Raw genomic sequence first — 18,123 nt, forward strand, 5'->3', positions numbered from 1 at the left:
GATCAGCTCCCTTCCCGCGGCGAACAGCTGCGCTTGGCATCGGCGTCCAGGATGGGTGCGCCGGACTTGGTGAAGAGCCCGCAGAGGTAGACATCGAGCCAGCGGCCGTTGCCGGTCGCGTCGGTGAGCATGCTGTAGTACGGGCCGATCAACCGGAGTGCGCGGTCGAGATTGCCCTTGTTGTCGAGAAGGATCTCGGTGACCTGCGAGAGCTTGTCCAGCGCCGGCTTGAGGGTCTTCTCGTTGTCGCGGACGAAGCCGGAGAGCTGCCGGGCGAGGTCACGCGTTCCCGTCAACAGTCCGGTGATGGCCTGACTGCGCCGCTGCAGCTCGGCCAGCAACAGGTTGCCGTCCTCGATGAGACGCGCGAAGTTGCGGTTGTTGATCTGCAGCGTGCCGGTGATCTTGTTCGTGTTCTGCGCGAGTTCGCGCAATTTCTCGTCGCGCTTGGCGATGGTCTCCGACAGCCGGGACAGTCCCGTCAGCGCGGACCGGACGGCGGCGGGCGTGTTCGCGAAGGTGTCGGAGAGGGTGGTGAAGCTCTTCGCCAGCTGCCCGGTGTCGATGCGGCCGGTCGTCCGGGAGAGCCCCGACAGCGCCTCGCTCACGTCCAGCGGGGTGGTGGTGCGGCTGCGCGGGATCGGGCGGGAGGGTGACAGCGACGCCGAGCCCTGCGGATCGATGTCGACATACTCCTCGCCGAGCAGAGTCTTGATCTTGATGGCGGCGGTGCTGCGATCGCCGATCCAGGCGTCCTTGACCGTGAACTCGACCCGGACGTGGGTCTTGACCAGTTCGATGGAGGTGATGTCGCCGACCTTCACCCCGGCGACCCGGATGTCGTCGCCCTCCTTCAGCCCCCCGGCGTCGCTGAAGTTCGCGGCGTACGTGTCGCCCGAGCCGATCACCGGCAGGTCCTGGGAGTAGAACGTTGCCACCGTGACGGCGGTGATGGTGGTCAGGCCGGCGACGGCGATGACGATCGGATTGCGCTCGCTGAAGGCCTTCATGCCCCGCACCTCGCTGTCCGCGGGTGGACACCGACGAGTCCGCTCGGGTTCGGTGGGCCGGTGGTGATCGTCGGGTAGGGGGCGACACCCGGCGGGGCCGGGTACTGCGTCGTCGGGACGTTGCCGTACACCGGCGTGCCCTTGGCGCTGTCATCGGCGGTGGGCACCCGGATGTTGCCGTCCACCGAGCAGAGGTAGAAGTTGAGCCACGAGCCGTAGGAGGCCGTGCGACCGATGGTCGTGAGCTTCTCCGGCAGCCGCTCCAGGAAGGAGTTCAGGGCACCGGACGAGCCGGCGAGGTTCGCCGACAACGCCTGCAGCGAGGTGATGGACGACTTCAACGGCGCCCGTCCCTTCTGCAGCAGGTCGGCGACGTCGGTGGTGAGATTCGAGATGCCGTCGACGGCGTTCCCGATGGAGGTCCGGTCGGCCGACAGCCCCGAGACGAGCTGCCGCAACGAGGTGATGAGCGTCGTCAGCTGGTCGCCGCGTCCGTTGACGACGTCCAGCACCGAGTTGAGGTTGGTGACGACCCGCCCGATGACGGCGTCCTTGTCGGCGATGGTGCTGGTGAGCTGACCAGCCTGCTGCAGCAGGTTGTCGATCGTCGGCCCCTCGCCCTGGAAGACCGCGATGATCTCGGCCGAGAGCTGGTTGACCTGCTGCGGCTGCAGCGCCCGGAAGAGCGGCTGGAAGCCGTTGAAGAGGACGGTGAGGTCGAGTGCGTTCTCGGTCCGCGACAGCGGGATGGTGGAGCCGGCGCGCAGCGGCGTGTCGAGCGAGCCGTCGCCCTGGTCGAGCGCGACGTAGCGCTGCCCGATCAGGTTGCGGAAGCGGATGGCCGCGGTCACCGTGCTCGTCAGCTTGCGGTCCGCGGGCAGGCTGAACGTGACCAGCGCCTGCCGGCGGTGGGTGATCGAGACGGACTCGACCTGGCCGATGCGCACGCCCGCCATGCGGACGTCGTCGCCGGCCTTGAGGAGGGTGGCGTCGCTGAAGACGGCCCGGTACGTGCTGCCGCCGCCGGAGTCGCCGTTGGTGATGGTCAGCGCCAGCATGGTGGTGGCGAAGACCGTGACGACGATGAAGATCAGGCTCTTGATGATCGGGCCGGTGAGGCTCTTCATTTGACCGTCACCTCCGTCCCGCGCAGCGCCGGGCCGAGCAGCAGGCTGGACCACGCCGGGTAGGAGCGGGGGCTGCCGCCGGTGGTGCGGGCGAGCAGCTCGCCGATGAGCTGGTTCTCGGCCGGGGAGTTCGCGCTGCCCTGGCCGGCGACCGTCGGATCGACCCGGGTCGTGGCCGTGTCCGCCCCCGTGACCCCCGGCAGGTCGGCCAGCGCCGTGCTCGCCAGCGAGGTGGCCGGCGTGTACGGGCACTGCGGGCCGGGGTCGGCGCTGTAGCGCTTGGGCTGATCGCCGGGCCGGTATGCGTCCACTCGCGGCACCACGCGGAGCACCACCTTGGCGCCCGGTCGCTTCGTCCCCGCGCCGAAGGCCTTGTCCGCCCGCGGGATGTACGCGACGAGCGCCCGGCTCAGGCAGGGGAACTCCGAGGCGTACTTCGCGGTGATGCCGAGCGCCTCGCGGCTGTCTCGGGACAACCCGATGATCTGGTCGGAGTTGGTACCGACGAAGTCGCCGTAGGTCCTCCCGGTGGTGGTCAGCGATGCCAGCAGCGACTGGTACTGCTGTCGCTGCGCGACGAGGGTGCGGCTGGTCGTCGTCATCGCCTCGAGGCCACGCAGGATGTCCGGGGCGGCCGTCGAGTAGGTGTCGGCGACATCGGCGAGCCGGTCCAGGTCGTCGGCGATCGTGGGCACCTGCGGCGAGAGGCTGTCGAGGTAGCGGCCGACGACGGTGAGGGTCTCGCCGATGTCCTTGCCCCGGCCGCGCAGGGCGAGGGCGACCTCACCGAGCGTCGCCGCTAGCTTCTGCGGCTGCACCGCGGTGAGCACCGGCAGCAGGTCGGAGAAGAGCTTCTCCAGCTCGACGGCGTGCGGCGAGGAGTCCTGCCGGACGCTGTCGCCGTCCCGCAGTCGGCCCCGCGGGTCGCCGGGGATGACGAGGTTGACGTAGCGCTCGCCGAAGAGGGTCTTGGGGAGCACCTGCACGGTGACGTTGGCCGGGATGTCGGCGGCCTTGTCCGGGTCGAGCTGCAGGTCCATGCGGGCGCCGTCGCCGTCGGTCGAGATGCCGCCGACCTGACCGACGAGCACCCCCCGGACCTTGACGTCCGAACCCTTCTGCAGCGAGCTGCCGATGCTGCTGGTGCGGGCGGTGACCTCCACGTACGAGGTGAACTTCTTCTGGAAGACCGCGATCGACAGCAGCACCAGCGCGGCGATGACGATCAGGTAGACGAGCCCGATGAGGGCGTCCCCGCGGCGACGGGCGATCATCCGGCCACCCGGACGCTGGTCGTCGAGCCCCAGATGGCCAGCGAGAGGAAGAAGTCGATGACGCTGACGCTGACGATGCTCAGCCGCACCGCGCGCCCCACCGCCGCACCCACCCCGGCCGGTCCACCGGATGCGGTGAAGCCGTAGAAGCAGTGGACCAGCACCACGACGACGGAGAAGACCAGCACCTTGAGGAACGACAGCAGGATGTCGCCGGGTGGCAGGAAGAGGAAGAAGTAGTGATCGTAGGTGCCGGCCGACTGGCCGTAGAAGTACACCGTGATGATCCGGCTGCCGAGGTAGGAGATGAGCAGCCCGATGACGTAGAGCGGGATCACCGCCACGAAGCCGGCGATGACCCGGCAGGTGACGAGGTACGGCACGCTGCGCACCGCCATCACCTCGAGGGCATCGATCTCCTCCGAGATCCGCATGGAGCCCAGCTGAGCGGTGAAGCCGCAGCCGACCGTGGCGGCCAGCGCGAGCGCGGCCACCAGCGGGGCGATCTCGCGGGTGTTGAAGTAGGCGCTGAGGAAGCCGGTGAGCGGCGCGGTGCCGACGGCGTCCAGGGCGGTGTAACCCTGCAGCCCCACCACCGCGCCGGTGAAGAGGCTCAGTGTCACCATCACGCCGATGGTGCCGCCGATGACGGCGAGCGCGCCGGAGCCGAAGGTGACCTGGCCGAGCAGCCGCACCACCTCACGGGGGTAGCGGATCAGCGCCTGCGGGATGTAGGCCAGCGCGCGGACGTGGAAGCGCAGCTGTGCCCCGAGACCGGCGAGACCGTCGACCGGTCGGGCGACGACGGCCGGAGCGGACGACCGTGCCGGGGCAGGCGGGGCCGCGGCCGGGGGAGCGGGAAGCACCTGGTCGGTCATCCTTTCACCCGACCCGCGGCGGGACGAGCTGCAGGTACACGGTGGTGATCACCAGATTCACCAGGAACAGCAGGATGAACGTGATCACCACGGATTCGTTGACGGCGTCGCCGACCCCCTTGGGACCGGGACGCGGGTTGAGGCCGCGGAAAGAGGCGACGACGGCGGCGATGAAGCCGAAGATGACCGCCTTCAGCTCGCCGACGAGCAGGTCCGCGAACTGGGCGAGCGCCGAGAAGCTGGCGAGGTAGGCGCCGGGCGTCCCGCCTTGGACGATGACGTTGAAGAAGTAGCCGCCGATGATGCCGACGACCGACACCATGCCGTTGAGCAGGATGGCCACGAGGACGCAGCCCCACACCCGCGGGACGATGAGCCGCTGCACCGGCGAGATGCCGAGCACCGACATGGCGTCGATCTCCTCGCGGATGGTGCGGGCGCCCAGGTCGGCGCAGATCGCGGTGCCGGCGGCGCCGGAGATCAGCAGTGCGGTGACGATCGGGCTCGCCTGCTGGACGACCGCCAGCACCGCCGCCGAGCCGGTGAAGGACTGCGCCCCGATCTGGACGGTGAGCGTGCCGAGCTGCAGCGCGATGACGGCGCCGAAGGGGATCGCCACCAGCGCAGCCGGCAGGATCGAGACGCTGGCGATGAACCAGAACTGCTCGATGAATTCGCGCCACTGGAAGCGGCGGTGGAAGGTGAGCCGGATGACGTCCAGGCCGAGCGCGAAGGCCGAGCCGATCGTGATGAAGCCCCGCGCGACGCGACCGTGCTGAACCGGCCAGGGGATCGGCTTCGTGGAGGGCGGGGCCGGCGCGAAGTCGGGGTCGGTGGGGGAGAGCTGTCGGGTCACGAGGCGGCTCCGGCCAGGGTCCCGCGCCGCGCCTGCTCGGCCGCTTCGGCCTCCTGCGCGGCGGTGACCGCGCGCCGGGTGTGCTCGGGCAGCGTGTGCCAGCCCCGCGCCAGCCGCTCGCGGTGGCGCAGCTGTCCCTGGCGCGGCGGCAGCCCCGGAGTGGGTTGCAGCTGCGGGACGATGCCGCGGACGTCGTCGGCGTGGCCGTCGCGTGCCACCTGCGCGAGCTCGGCGGCGACGAGCGCCTGGTCCTTCTCCTCCGACATGCCGATGGGGCCCTGCATGGTCCCGTTGAGGAACTGGCCGACGACCGGCTCCTCGCTGGTCAGCAGCACCTCGCGCGGTCCGAACATGACCAGCTCCCGACGGAAGAGCAGCCCGAGGTTGTCCGGCAACGTGCGGGCGACGTTGATGTTGTGGGTGACGATCAGGATCGTCGCGTCCGTCTGCGCGTTGATGTCGGCGAAGAGCTGCGAGATGTAGGACGTCCGGACCGGGTCGAGGCCGGAGTCGGGCTCGTCCACCAGCAGGATCTGCGGATCCAGGACGAGGGCCCGGGCCAGGCCGGCGCGCTTGCGCATGCCGCCGGAGATCTCGCCCGGCAGCTTGGCCTCCGTGCCGGCGAGGCCGACCATGTGCATCTTCTCGCCGACGATGCGGCGTATCTCGGCCTCGGTCTTGTTCGTGTGTTCGCGCAGCGGGAAGGCGACGTTGTCGTACAGGGGCAGGGAGCCGAAGAGGGCGCCGTCCTGGAAGAGCACGCCGAAGAGCCGCCGGACCCGCAGCAGCGTCTTCTCGTCCGCGGTGACGGTGTCGACGCCGTCGACGTGACAGTGCCCGCCCTCGGGCCGCAGCAGACCGATGAGGCACTTGAGGAAGACCGACTTGCCGGTGCCGGACGGGCCGAGCAGGGCGCTGATCTCGCCGGCGGGGAGGGTCAGGTTCACGTCGTGCCAGATGTTCTGGCGCCCGAAGGACTTCGACAGTGACTCGATGCGGACCTCGACGCCCACGCGACCCCCTCCCCGCTGTCTGCAGTGCCCGACGCGCGCCCGGCTGCGCACGTTCGCACGGCGCTGGCGGAGGGGCCTCGGAGTGACGTGGCTCGCACCGGCAGCGTGCGGCGGAACAGTAACCGAGACATTTCGTCTCGCACAAGAGTTAGTGGTTTCGGGGGCATCGACCGTGGTACAACTCCAATCCTTGTGACCGACGTGAGTAATTCAGTGCTCACACATCGCGAAGGATGGGCGATGACCGTTTCGCCTTTGGAGGCTCCGACGCGCAGCGTGCCCCGGTTGTGGCTGGAGACGGCGTCCTCGGCCATGCCCGAGATCGCCCGCGACATGGTCAACCGCATCCGGGCCGAGGTGCCCTCGTACCGCGACGACCCGCACGGCCGGATCGGCGTCGAGACCCGCCGCGCCGTCCGCGAGGCGCTGACCATGTTCATGAAGTCAGTCGTCTGGGGGATGCCCCCGGACGAGCACGGGGTCGAGATCTTCCGGCGGCTCGGCCGGATCGAGGCCGAGGCGGGCCGCAGTCACGACATCCTGCAGAGCGCCTATCGCGTGGCGTCGCAGTCGGCCATGCACAGCCTGCTGCGGTGGGAACGTGAGCACAACGCCAGTAGCGATGCCGTCGCCGCGCTCTCGTCCAAGATGTTCGCCTTCATCGACGAGCTGGCCCGGTACTCGGCGGAGGGGTACGCGGCGGCGCGGGACGCCGACGCCGAGCAGCGGCGAGCACGCTCGGACCTCGTCGCGCTGCTGATCCATCGGGACGGGTTCGTCCGACGATCGGTCACCGAGGCCGCGGAACGACTCGACTGGACGCTGCCGGCGACCGTCACCATCGTCGAGACGGTGACCGAGGCGGACCTCGAGCTCGCCGTCGGCCTGCTGCCGGAGCGCACGCTGGCCGCCACGGTCGCCGAGCGGTACCTCGCGGTCGTCCCCGGCACCGTCGACGTCGACGAGCTGCGGGCGCGGGCGCGCGAGGTCGACGGCGATCCGCTGCTGGTCGTCGGTCCCAGCGTTCCCGTCGTCGAGGCGGCCTCCGCGGCCCGGCTGTGCCAGCGGCTGCGGCTGCGACACGACGTCCGCGAGCGTGCCGTCGACGGCATCGCCGTCTGCGACGAGTGCATGATCGGGCTCATCCTGGACGCCGGCCGGGACGCCACCCGGGCGCTCGCGTCGTCCCGGCTGATGCCGCTGGCGGCGCTGTCACCGGGCAAGCGACTCAAGTACGGCCGGCTGCTGTCGGCCTGGCTCGAATACGGCACGCTCAGCGCCGACGAGCCCGGTGTCCTGGACAAGCACCGCCAGACACTGCGCTATCAGGTGGGCCAGCTGGAGAAGATGTTCGGGGACGCGCTGACCAATCGCGACGCGCGACTGGAGATCATGCTCGCGCTCCGTGCCGCGCTCCCGCTGTGGGAGCGGCAGGCCGAGAGCACTGCCTCACGGCGGGGCTGACGTGATGTCCGGAATTGGTGCCTCTCGCACGAAAAGGATGACAGTCCTCGTATCTGGTGGCCAAGAATGCGATGTCAGTCGAAACGGGGCAGCGAGGGTGGTTCCGCCGCAGAGCGGTAAATCCCTAGCGTTTGGCGCACTGGACCAATCCAGCCCCTGCGAAAGGAACCCCACAATGAAGTCGATCCTCGCCAAGGCGCTCGCCGCCGGAACCGGAATCGCTGCCGCCGGTGTCCTCACCGCCACCGCGGCCTTCGCGCACGGTGCGCCGTTCACCGTGACCGCGGGTTCGGCGGCGTCGGGCACGGCGGTCGCCGTGACGGGCACCTCGACCGGCTCGTCGCCGCAGGTGGTCTTCAAGGACACCACCACCGGCACCCAGCTCCAGTGCACCTCGGCCACGCTGAAGGGCTCCGTCACCACCGGCTCCTCCAACGGCTCGCCGATCGCCACCATCGACGGCACGAACGCTGTCTTCAGCGGTTGCACCGGCCCGGCCGGCCTCGTCTTCAAGGTGACCGGTTACGGCACCTGGAACATCAACATCAGCGACTCCACCAGCGGCGTGAACACCGGCACGGTGAGCAACATCCGTGCACACGTCCAGAGCACGGCCGGCCCGAACTGTGGCTTCGACGTCGGCGCCAACAGTGGCACGTTCACCTCGTCGGGCACCTCGACCGTCTCGCCGGGAACGGTGGCGGGCACCTACACGAACTCGACGCAGAACCTGGCCGTTCCGGCCACGACCACCGGCTCGCTGGGCCTGTGGAACGTGAAGGGCGGCACCAGCGGCACCAACACGTACTGTGTCTCGCCGTCGGTCATCAAGCAGGGTGACAAGTCGTCCTTCTCGGCGACCTTCAACCTGGTCGCCGACGTGGCGGCCAACAACCCGGTGGCCGTCAACTGACGCTCACCACCAGCTGACGTGGCTGCCCGGGGACATCGTCCCCGGGCAGCCACACTGACATTTCCGGAGGCCGCGTTGTCCCTCTCGCGTTCGAGGCGAGCAGCCTTGATGGCAACCGCGCTGACCGTTGTCGCCGTGGTGCCGCTCGCCGGCGCGACGGCGCCCGGTGCGTCTCAGGGTGCCGCGGCGGCCGGCGTCGATCGCGCGCGAACGGACGGCGCCCCCGCGGCCGAAGCGGCGCGGGTCGACAGCGCGGCGGGCAGGTACGGCATCCCGCCGCTGGTGTCCAATGACGCGCAGCAGCCCTATGGCGGTGCCGTCGCTGCGTCGGGCCAGGCCAGCAAGCTCAAGGCGACCATTCGGATTCCCCAGACAGAGGCGTTGGGAAACGTGCGTCTCTGCACGCAGCTCTTCGGCAACAGTGGGCCCGACTTCCCCGGCATCTGCGATGACTACCACCCGCCGACCACGACCTACGACTCCTTCGACAATCCCAACTTCCCGGTGTGGCTGCGGGCGGACGGCCCGATCTGGGTCAAGTCTCCGCGCAACGCGCCGCTGCGTTACGGCACCTTCGCTCCGGTGACCATCAAGACCTTGGCCTTCGGTTCGCTGCCGGTGACGGCGACGGTGACCATCTCGCAGTCACTGGGGCGGGACGGTTATGTCGAGCCGCTGCGGCTGCGCTATCTGAGCACGATCAGCACGGTGCCGCACGAGGCAGAAACGATCTACTCCAACAGGTACTGGCGCGGGTTCTCCTTCGCCGCCAACCCCGAGGCGCAATACCCGATCACCGGTTTCACGGTCACGGGCAGCGTCGACGTCAAGGTCAGCGATGTGCGTCTCGACGGGCGACGGGTCGATGTCGGCTCCTCGTGCCGAAACGCCAGCCCGGCCAAGGTGAGCCTCACCGCTGCCGACGGCGTGTACAAGTTCGACGTCGCGGCCTCGACCGTGCGCGGCAGGCCCGGAGGCGCGCAACCCCTCAGCATCGGTGACGGCGGAAGCAGCCAGGGCTATGTCTCGATTCCACCCTTCACCGGTTGCCGCGCCGGTGGGGAGAACTTCGACGCGTTGCTGACCGCGCTTGCCTCGAGCCCGCGAAACCCCCTGGAGGTCGACTTCAGCGAGCCCTTCACGGCGTGCAACAACGACGCTCGCGAGCATCCCTGCCCGGCCTACCCCGCTGCCCCGGCTGCTACAGCGTCGACTGCGCGAGCTGCCGCGACGTCGACGGTCTCTCCGACCGGGCTGACGGCAACGTGGGCCCGGTTGGCGCCCGCCGCCCGCAACCGGGTGACCGAGGCGATCGCGGCGCTACCCGCGCCGCAGCGGCGGCTGGTGCTGGCGACCCTGTCGCCGCGCTTGGCGAAGGCGGTACGAGCGGCTCGGTGAATCTCGCCGCCGTCGGCGGCAACACCGAGCTATCCGATTGGGAGGAAGCAGATGGGGAGAGCGATACGTCGGCGGCATACGGTCGCGGCCATGGGGTGCGCCGCGCTCACGGCGATGGCGACGGCGATGGCACCCGCCCTGGCCCATGGTGCGCCGTTCACGATCACCGCCGGTTCGGCGCCTGCCGGCACCACGGTGGCGGTGACCAAGACGACGACGGGGTCTTCGCCGCAGGTGGTCTTCAGGGACACCACGACCGGGGTGAGCCTGTCCTGCAACAGTTCGACCATCAAGGGGACGGTGACTACCGGCGCGACGAGTGGCGCGCCCGTCGTCTCGCTGGACGGGGCGACTGTCGTGTTCAGCGGATGTACCGGTCCGGCCGGCCTCGCCTTAAAGGTCACCGGATACGGCACCTGGGACATCAACATCAGTGACTCGACGAATGGCGTGAACACCGGCACGGTGACCAATGTCAGGGCTCATGTGCAGAGCACCGGCGGTCCGACCTGCGGCTTCGACGTCGGCGCGAACTCCGGCTCATTCACCTCGTCGGGAACCTCGACGGTGGCGTCGGGATCTCTCGACGGCACATACACCAACTCCACCCAGAACGTCGCCGTCCCGACGTCCAGCCCGGGCGCGCTCGGCGTCTGGAACGTCAAGGGCGGTACCGGTGGAACGAACACCTATTGCGTCAGCCCGGCGCTTCTCAAGCAAGGCGACAAGCTCTCCGTCTCGGCGACATGGAAACTCACCGCCGATGTGGCGGCCTACAACCCTGTGGCCGTCAGCTGATCTGGTCAGTTGTTCGATCCGGCACGATCGCCACATCATCGGCCGCCGTCTTCGTGCATGCGTACGAAGACGGCGGCCGATTTCGTCCGTCTGACGAACTTGAGACGCAAAGGTCGATCTTTCGGCTGGCAAACCTTTCGTTTCGTTGCTCCTCGCTTTTACCTTTTGCTCACTGCGTTCGGCCGAGCGCGCGCAGTCCGTATCGCATCGAGAGGGCCTTTTGATGAACCGTTCGCTCCGTATCCTCGCCGCCGGGACCATCGCCGCTGCCGCGGTAGGAGGGCTCGTCGCCGGGGCGGGGCCGGCGACCGCCGCCGCCCCGCCCGGAAGTTTCGAGATCGACTACGACGCCACCGGCACCAGCCACCTCGCCAAGCCGAACACCGATGTGAAGCTCGGCCCGACGACCCTCGTGTCGTACATCAGCGACTCGGGCGACGGCACCTTCACCGGCAGCCTGCCGTTGCCCACGACGAGCGCCAGCTTCAAGGCCTTCGGGTTCCTGCCGCTGAGCGCCAAGGTGAGCTTCATCCCGGTCGGCCAGGTGACGGGCAAGCTCTCCGACACCTCGCCGACGACCGTCTCGGCGACCGCGAAGTACTACATCAAGCTCACCGATGCCAAGGCAGCCGGCATCCCGGCCTTCGTCGGCAACTCGTGCCAGACGGTGCAGCCGGTGACGATCCCGGTGGCGACGCCCGCGGGCCAGTCGTTCGACCTCACCAACGGCGGCACGCTCGCCGGCACGTACACGATCGGGAACTTCGCCAACTGCGGCCTCACCACCGACCTGATCAACAACCAGGTGCCCGGCTCGGGCAACACCGTGGCCTTCCAGGTCAGCAACGGTCGCTTCGTCGAGTAGCTCGCCACCGGTTCACGCCTGTCTCACCCCGCCGGCCGCGGTTTTCGTGCTCCTGCACGAAAACCGCGGCCGGCTTCGTCCGCGCGAACGGTTTCCTGCCGACGTCGGGCAGCTCGACACTTTGGTCCCTGTCGGTGGCGGCGGGGCTTTCCTAACGTCGCAGCTGTCCCTCTCACCTCTCGAAAGGACCCGGGATGAAATCACTGCTCGTGCGATCGCTGGTAGTCGGTACCGGCATCGCGGCAGCGGGTGTCCTCGTGGCCACCTCCGCCCTCGCCCACGGCGCGCCGTACACGGTGAAGGCCGGCTCGGCCGCCAGCGGCACGACGGTCGCGGTCACCGGCAAGTCCGGCACCGTCACCTTCAAGGACACCACGACCGGTACGACGTTGTCGTGCACGTCGGCGACGCTGAAGGGGTCGATCAAGACCGGTACCGCGAGCAGCGGTACCAAGATCGCCAGTATCAACGGCGCGGGCGCGGTCTTCAGCGGCTGCACCGGTCCGGCCGGCCTCAAGTTCGCCGTGACCGGCGCCGGCACCTGGTACATCAACATCAGCGACTCCACCAGCGGCGTCAACAAGGGCACCGTGAGCAACATCGTCGCCAACGTGAAGTCGACGGCGGGCCCGTCCTGTGCCTTCAGCGTGGGTGCCACCACGGGCTCCTCGGGCACCGTCGCCCCCGGCACCGTCGCGGGGACGTACACGAACTCCTCCAAGGCGCTCGCCGTGCCGGCCACCAGCCCCGGTTCGCTGGGCCTCTGGAACGTCAAGGGCGGCACCAGTGGCACCACCACCTACTGCGTCAGCCCGTCGGTGCTCAAGCAGGGTGACAAGGCGTCGTTCTCCGCGACGTTCACGCTGACGGCCGACACCTCCGCGTACAACCCGGTCTCCATCACCTGACCGGACCTGGCCGGTGGGCGCGGATGGGGGTCCGCGTCCACCGGCACTCCGGCGTCTGCACCGTCGACGCCGTACCTGCATCGGAAAGGAAGACCATGACCCGTTCCCTTCGCAAGCTCGCCGTGAGCGGTGTCGCCGCTCTCGCGCTCGTCGGCGGCGGGTTCGCCGCCGCGGCTCCGGCCCTGGCGTCCGACGCCCCGCCCGGATCCTTCGAGATCGACTACGACGCCACCGGCACGTCCACGATCGTCAAGCCGAACTCGACGATCAAGCTCGGCCCGGCGGTCAGCAAGACCTACATCAGCGACTCCGGCGACGGCAGCTTCACCGCCGACCTCGCGCTGCCGCCCACGCAGTCGACGTTCAAGATCCTGGGGTTCATCCCGGTCAGCGCGACCGTCAACTTCGTTCCGGCCGGTCGGCTCACCGGCAAGATCTCCGACACGGTGCCGATCCAGCTGACCGCGACGGCGAAGTACTACATCAAGCTCACCAACGTGAAGGCCGCCGGGCTGCCGACGTTCCAGGGCAACAACTGCCAGACCGCTGCCCCGGTGAGCATCCCCGTCGCCACGCCCGCCGGCCAGGAGTTCGACCTGACCAACGGGGGCGCGCTGTCGGGCAAGTACACCATCGGCAAGTTCGCCAACTGCGGTCTCACCACGGGCCTGATCAACCTGCTCGTGCCGGGACCGAACAACACGCTGACCTTCCAGCTCAGCAACGGACGCTTCGTCGAGTAAAGCGGCTGTCAGTTCGAGCGCCGGCCCTGTCGTGACGGGGCCGGCGTTCGGCGTCCCGGGGCCCGATGCGAGGCCGGATCCCTTACGCCATAGGCGTTTTCCGGTTTCGGCAGGCCAATCGCCGCGTCAACGGTTACGGTGGTCGCCATGCAGTACCTCGAAGTATGCCGAGCCTCGTGACGGCCTCTCCCGACGTCTCCGCGTCCTGGCCGCCGGAGCGCGCTTCACGATCGCCGCGTCGGGCGGTGCCGCCGACGCTGGCCACCTTCATGCGGCCGGTGCTCGACGAGCTCACCGACGAGATCACCGCCGAGGTCCAGCGCCGTATCGCGGAGTACGGACCAGGCCCGGACGGCATCAACCTCACCAGTACCCGACTGACCATCACGCAGGCGGTGCGCTACTTCGTCGAGCAGGTCGAGGATCCCGACGCCTCCCGCGAGCAACTGGACGAGACCCTGCGCCGGCTCGGCCGGGGCATCGCCTACGAGGGACGCCGGTTGGAGGGGCTGCGCTCGGCGCTGCACATCGGCGCCGGACTCGCCTGGAAGCGCCTGCACGCCATGGCGAGTCGCCGCGGCCTCCCGGCCGGGATGCTCGGCGACATCGGCGACGACCTCTTCGACTTCATCGACTCCCTGGGCGTGCAGGCGAGCCAGGGTTTCTACGAGGCTCAGGCGCAGCTCTCCGACGCTGCCCACCAGTGGCGCAACCGGGTCCTGGAGCTGGTGCTGGCCGGCCATGCTGCCCCGCACGGTGACCTGGCAGCCCACGCCGCGGCAGGTGGCTGGGTCATCCCGGAGCAGGTGGCCCTCGTCGCGGTGCGGGTGACGCCGGGCGTCGAGCTGCCCTCGGCGCGGATGCTGCATCCGAGCGTGCTGGCCGCGCTGCACTCGGATCGACCGGTCGTGCTGCTACCGGCGCCGGTGACGCCGGCCCTCCGGCACGAGATCGAGGTCCTCTTCGCCGACCACCGCGTGGCGATCGGCTGCGACGTGCCGCTGGCCGACGCCGCCAGCTCGTTGCGCTGGGCGTGCCGGACGCTCGAGCTCGCCGAGGCCGGGGTGCTGCCCGACGCGCCGGTCATCGACTGCCGCGAGCACGTCGGCGCGCTGTGGATCCACGCCGAGCCGCTCTTCGCCGACATCGTGGCGCGGACCACGCTGGCCCCGCTGTTCGCCGAGCCCCGCAACAGTCGGCGGATCCTGGGGCGCACCCTGCTGCACTGGATCAGCACGCAGAGCCCGTCCGCGCCGGCGATGGCCGAGGCTCTCGGCGTCCACCCCCAGACGGTGCGGTACCGGCTCAAGCGCCTGCGCGACATTTTCGGCGACGGCATCGACGACCCACGGATCCGGCTGGAGATGTTCTTCGCGCTGCGGGCGACGGCGCCGAAGTGGAACGACGGGGAACCTGCGCCCTACTAGCCCGTCTGACACGTACTCGCTGCCGCGGCAGTAGTCAGGGCAGGACCTCTGCGGGCCGGACGGCGTCGTCGCCGGCCTCGGCGAGCCGGTGCTCGCCGTGGTGGTGACGGTGCTGGTCGTCACCCGTCGCGCGACGGGTGACCAGCGACTCCAGCAGTGCGAGGAGCAGTGCGGCGAGGACGAAGCCCGCAGCCACGGCCAGGCCGATGTCGAACGAGCGGGCGTAGTCACCCCGGCTCGAGGTGAGGTGGGCGAAGAAGGCAGAACCGACCGCGGCGATGCCGACCGCCGAGCCGATGCGCTGGCCGGTCTGCAGCAGGCCACCCGCAGTGCCGGCGTGACGCACCGGCACGTCGGCCAGGGTGAGCGTCTGGTTGGGCGCGATGACCATGCCGTTGCCGAAGCCCGCGACGAGCAGCGGCAGCGCGGTGGCCAGCCCGGTGCCGTGGTCGGGCCAGATCCGGGCGGCGAGGAAGGTGGCGGCAAAGCCGACGAGCACGAGCAGCAGCCCGAGCATGACCACCCGCCGGCCGAGACTGTCCACGAAGCGGCTGCCGACGGTGGCCATGATGCCGGAGCCGACCGCGAAGGGCGTGATGGCGAGCCCAGCCAGCAGCGCGGAGTACTGCTGACCGGTCTGCAGGAAGAGGGTGAAGACGAAGAAGAGCGGCGTGAAGCCGGCGAAGTAGAGCGCGATGAGCGACGAGCCGTAGCTGAACGAGCGCAGCCGGAACAGCTCCAGGTCGACGACCGGCTCCTTGCCCCGCCGCTTGTACCGGGCGTCCCAGGCCACGAAGAGCGCCAGCAGGACGACGGCGGCCGGCACCAGCAGCCACTTCGCGCTGCCCTTCCAGTTCTGCTCCTGGACGAAGGGCAGCAGCAGGACGACCGCTCCGAGGCCGAGCAGCAGCACGCCGACCGGGTCCAGGTCGTGGCGCCTCCCGTCGCGGGGCTTCGGAGCCGGGAGCAGCTTCAGCGCGAGCGGGATGGCGATCAGTCCGATCGGCACGTTGACGAAGAAGACGGCCCGCCAGCCGTGGTCGGTGCCGAAGAGCTCGATGAGCACGCCACCGAGCAGCGGTCCCACCGCGGTCGAGACGCCGACCATGCTGCCAAAGAGGCCGAAGGCCTTGGCCCGTTCCTTGCCGCTGAAGAGCTCCTGGATCAGCGCGCTGATCTGAGGCGTGAGCATGCCGCCGGCGAGTCCCTGGACCAGGCGCGCGATGACCAGGACGATCGCACTCGGCGCGGCGCCGCAGATCGCGCTCGCCAAGGTGAAGAGACCGAGCGCGACGACGAACATCGTGCGACGGCCGCGCAGATCGCCCAGCCGCCCGGCCGGGACCAGCAGCAGCCCGAAGGTCAGGGCGTAGCCGGAGACGACCCACTGCAGCTCGCTCTGGCTGGCGTCGAGGCCGGTCCGGATCGAGGGGAGGGCGACGTTGACGATCGAGACGTCCAGCAGCACCATCGATCCGCCGAGCAGGCAGACGGCGAGGGCCCGCCAGCGGTTCGGATCAGGTTGTTCGGTTGCGCTCACCACGACGGCATACCCGCGTGACGGGCGCGGCGTCACAGTGTCGAGGGTGGGATGCGTCCGATCTTGACGTACTCGCGGCGGGCGGCGTCGACGACGTGTCGCATCCCCACCTCGACGCCCTCGGCCACGGCGTCATGGACCGCGGAGAGCACCATGTTCCGGATGTTGCCGCCGGCCAATTCGACGGACTTGGCCAGCCGGTCGATCTCCACCGGGTCGTCGGCGGCAGCCGGGACACCAGCCAGGTGCAGCCGCCAGAGCCGGGCTCGGGTGGGCTCGTCCGGGTCCGGGAAAGTGATCATGAAGTGCAGCCGCCGGGCGAAGGCGGAGTCGATGTTGCCGCGCAGGTTGCTGGCGAGCACGACGATGCCGTCGAAACGCTCGACGCGCTGCAGCAGGTAGGCGATCTCCTGGTTGGCGTAGCGGTCCTTGGCGTCCTTGACCTCCGAGCGCGAGCCGAAGAGGGCGTCGGCCTCGTCGAAGAAGAGGACGGCGTTGGTGGCCTCGGCTTCGGCGAAGGCCTTCTCCAGATTCTTCTCGGTCTCCCCGATGTACTTGTCGACGATGGTCGACAGGTCGACCTGATAGAGGTCCATGCCCAGGGTGTCGGCGATGACGTGGGCGGCGAGGGTCTTGCCGGTACCGGGTGGGCCGGAGAAGAGCGCGCAGATGCCGGTGCCCTTGCCGCCCTTGCCGTACAGCGTCCCCATGGCGGCGACCTGGTCGCGGTAGCGGGCCCAGTCGATGAGCCGGGTGAACTCGGCGACCGCGGCCTCGGGGAGCATCAGGTCGTCCAGGCTCACTGCCGAGCCGGCATTGGCCCGGACGGCCCTGCCGCGACTCAGCTGCCGTGCGGAGTCCCGGACCCGGTCGGCCGAGACGGCGGCCTCACCGTGGACGGCGGCGGTGCGGCGCGCGTGGTCGGCGACGGTCGCGATCTGATCCGGCCGCAGCGGCATGCCGCTCACCTCGGCCGCCACCGCCTCGCCCAGCAGTGGAGACCACAGCGCGTGCCGCTGCGCCACCGACAGCGGCGGGGCGGTGACGGTGAGCGGCAGGCTGCCCGCTCGCGGATCCCATGGCTCGTTGCTCACCGCCAGGACGGGCACGACGGCGTCGGTGAGCGCTCGGGCAGGGACGAGGTCGGCCCCGGCCAGTACCAGGACCCTGCCGGTGAGGCCCGCCTCGAGCAGCAGGGCGGCGACGGCGCTCTCGACGGTGACGCCGTCGGGGAGGTTCCCGGCGAGGCCCAGGTCGGCCACCAGAGCGGGCACACCCGCCGCGGCACATGCCGCGGCGGCCATCGCGGTGCCGGGACCGCCGCGGGGGTCGAGGATCCAGACCAGGCGGGCCCCGGCGGCCAGCGCGGCGGCGACGGCGTCGGTCCCCGCCACCGGGACCGGCTCCACCTCGCGTAGCAGCGCCCGCGTGCCGGGCGAGGGTGTCGAGTCGCCGGCGAGGTACGCCGCCACCCGGGGTGGCAGCACGAGGCGCCGGCTGAGCAGGACGTCGTCGCCGGCGAGCTGCACCAGTCCGTCGTCGACGAGTCGGCCCGCCGGTCCGAAGCGGGCATGCGCCACCGAGCCCACCACCGGCAGGCCGGCCAGCTCCAGCGCAATCGCGACCGTGGGGCGTGCCGGGCCGTCGTCGCCCGAGAGCAGGCCCAGCAGCAGGTGCAGGCTGACGCTCTCCTCGGCCGCCGCAGCCACCGTCAGGAGCGCGGCATCGGCGTCGTCGAGGCCGAACCTCTCGGCCAGCTCGGCGAGGGTGGCGTCGAAGGCGCCCTCCTCGCCGAGGACGTCCAGCGCCTGCCGGGCATGGTCGGCACGGCTCCAGCCACCCTCGGCGCGGATCTCGACCGAGCGTCCCAGCGCCTGGTGGAGCCCGCTCATCGCGGCGCGCCGGCCCG

Annotated in this window: 16 protein-coding genes; 8 read left to right on the forward strand and 8 right to left on the reverse strand. The window is 69.9% G+C overall.

From position 1 onward, the window contains the following. Positions 1 to 2: 2 nt before the first annotated feature. The 6 genes from AC0NZQ_RS08330 to AC0NZQ_RS08355 are packed head-to-tail and all read right to left on the reverse strand — an operon-like array spanning position 3 to position 6,158. Positions 3 to 1,010, reverse strand: a complete 1,008-nt coding sequence (locus AC0NZQ_RS08330) for an MCE family protein (protein ID WP_474529244.1) — start codon at positions 1,008 to 1,010, stop codon at positions 3 to 5. Continuing rightward, positions 1,007 to 2,137 carry an MCE family protein gene (locus AC0NZQ_RS08335; protein WP_474529245.1) on the reverse strand — a complete coding sequence of 377 codons (1,131 nt, stop codon included), beginning with the start codon at positions 2,135 to 2,137 and terminating at the stop codon, positions 1,007 to 1,009. Before AC0NZQ_RS08335 ends, AC0NZQ_RS08330 begins: the two co-directional genes overlap by 4 nt. Beyond that, entirely contained in the window at positions 2,134 to 3,411 is a 1,278-nt protein-coding gene (locus AC0NZQ_RS08340; protein WP_474529246.1) for an MCE family protein, read from the reverse strand. The genes AC0NZQ_RS08335 and AC0NZQ_RS08340 overlap by 4 nt, the downstream gene beginning before the upstream one ends. Next, positions 3,408 to 4,289 (reverse strand): MlaE family ABC transporter permease, encoded by an 882-nt coding sequence (locus AC0NZQ_RS08345; RefSeq protein WP_474529247.1) that lies wholly within the window; start codon positions 4,287 to 4,289, stop codon positions 3,408 to 3,410. Before AC0NZQ_RS08345 ends, AC0NZQ_RS08340 begins: the two co-directional genes overlap by 4 nt. Before the next feature lie 4 nt (positions 4,290 to 4,293). Continuing rightward, positions 4,294 to 5,082, reverse strand: coding sequence for an MlaE family ABC transporter permease (locus tag AC0NZQ_RS08350; protein ID WP_474529443.1), 789 nt, complete (start codon positions 5,080 to 5,082; stop codon positions 4,294 to 4,296). A 59-nt stretch (positions 5,083 to 5,141) separates the two neighbouring features. Then, the gene (locus AC0NZQ_RS08355; RefSeq protein WP_474529248.1) at positions 5,142 to 6,158 is read right to left on the reverse strand and encodes an ABC transporter ATP-binding protein; all 1,017 of its coding nucleotides are present in this window, start codon (positions 6,156 to 6,158) and stop codon (positions 5,142 to 5,144) included. A 240-nt stretch (positions 6,159 to 6,398) separates the two neighbouring features. On the opposite strand from AC0NZQ_RS08355, the gene AC0NZQ_RS08360 reads away from it, so the two are divergent. The 8 genes from AC0NZQ_RS08360 to AC0NZQ_RS08395 all read left to right on the forward strand — a co-directional run bounded on the left by AC0NZQ_RS08360 (position 6,399) and on the right by AC0NZQ_RS08395 (position 14,674). Beyond that, positions 6,399 to 7,622 carry an RsbRD N-terminal domain-containing protein gene (locus AC0NZQ_RS08360; protein WP_474529249.1) on the forward strand — a complete coding sequence of 408 codons (1,224 nt, stop codon included), beginning with the start codon at positions 6,399 to 6,401 and terminating at the stop codon, positions 7,620 to 7,622. Positions 7,623 to 7,797: 175 nt separating this feature from the next. Beyond that, positions 7,798 to 8,535, forward strand: coding sequence for a hypothetical protein (locus AC0NZQ_RS08365; protein WP_474529250.1), 738 nt, complete (start codon positions 7,798 to 7,800; stop codon positions 8,533 to 8,535). Between the two features lie 108 nt (positions 8,536 to 8,643). Beyond that, positions 8,644 to 9,933: a hypothetical protein gene (locus AC0NZQ_RS08370; RefSeq protein ID WP_474529251.1), complete on the forward strand. Its 1,290-nt coding sequence runs from the start codon at positions 8,644 to 8,646 to the stop codon at positions 9,931 to 9,933. A 126-nt stretch (positions 9,934 to 10,059) separates the two neighbouring features. After that, positions 10,060 to 10,731 carry a hypothetical protein gene (locus tag AC0NZQ_RS08375; RefSeq protein WP_474529253.1) on the forward strand — a complete coding sequence of 224 codons (672 nt, stop codon included), beginning with the start codon at positions 10,060 to 10,062 and terminating at the stop codon, positions 10,729 to 10,731. 223 nt (positions 10,732 to 10,954) lie between these two features. Beyond that, positions 10,955 to 11,596, forward strand: coding sequence for a hypothetical protein (locus tag AC0NZQ_RS08380; RefSeq protein WP_474529254.1), 642 nt, complete (start codon positions 10,955 to 10,957; stop codon positions 11,594 to 11,596). A 194-nt stretch (positions 11,597 to 11,790) separates the two neighbouring features. After that, entirely contained in the window at positions 11,791 to 12,504 is a 714-nt protein-coding gene (locus tag AC0NZQ_RS08385; protein ID WP_474529255.1) for a hypothetical protein, read from the forward strand. Between the two features lie 95 nt (positions 12,505 to 12,599). Continuing rightward, positions 12,600 to 13,247, forward strand: a complete 648-nt coding sequence (locus AC0NZQ_RS08390; protein WP_474529256.1) for a hypothetical protein — start codon at positions 12,600 to 12,602, stop codon at positions 13,245 to 13,247. Between the two features lie 176 nt (positions 13,248 to 13,423). Next, positions 13,424 to 14,674 carry a PucR family transcriptional regulator gene (locus tag AC0NZQ_RS08395; RefSeq protein ID WP_474529257.1) on the forward strand — a complete coding sequence of 417 codons (1,251 nt, stop codon included), beginning with the start codon at positions 13,424 to 13,426 and terminating at the stop codon, positions 14,672 to 14,674. 34 nt (positions 14,675 to 14,708) lie between these two features. Here the strand turns inward: AC0NZQ_RS08395 and AC0NZQ_RS08400 are convergent, their stop codons facing one another. Together AC0NZQ_RS08400 and AC0NZQ_RS08405 are read right to left on the reverse strand one after the other, a co-directional pair. Continuing rightward, positions 14,709 to 16,214, reverse strand: coding sequence for an MFS transporter (locus AC0NZQ_RS08400; protein ID WP_474529258.1), 1,506 nt, complete (start codon positions 16,212 to 16,214; stop codon positions 14,709 to 14,711). A 32-nt stretch (positions 16,215 to 16,246) separates the two neighbouring features. Further along, complete coding sequence (locus AC0NZQ_RS08405) at positions 16,247 to 18,106, reverse strand: ATP-binding protein (protein ID WP_474529259.1); 1,860 nt, start codon at positions 18,104 to 18,106, stop codon at positions 16,247 to 16,249. Between the last annotated feature and the right edge of the window lie 17 nt (positions 18,107 to 18,123).

Source organism: Jatrophihabitans sp. sgz311053, from assembly GCF_056135305.1.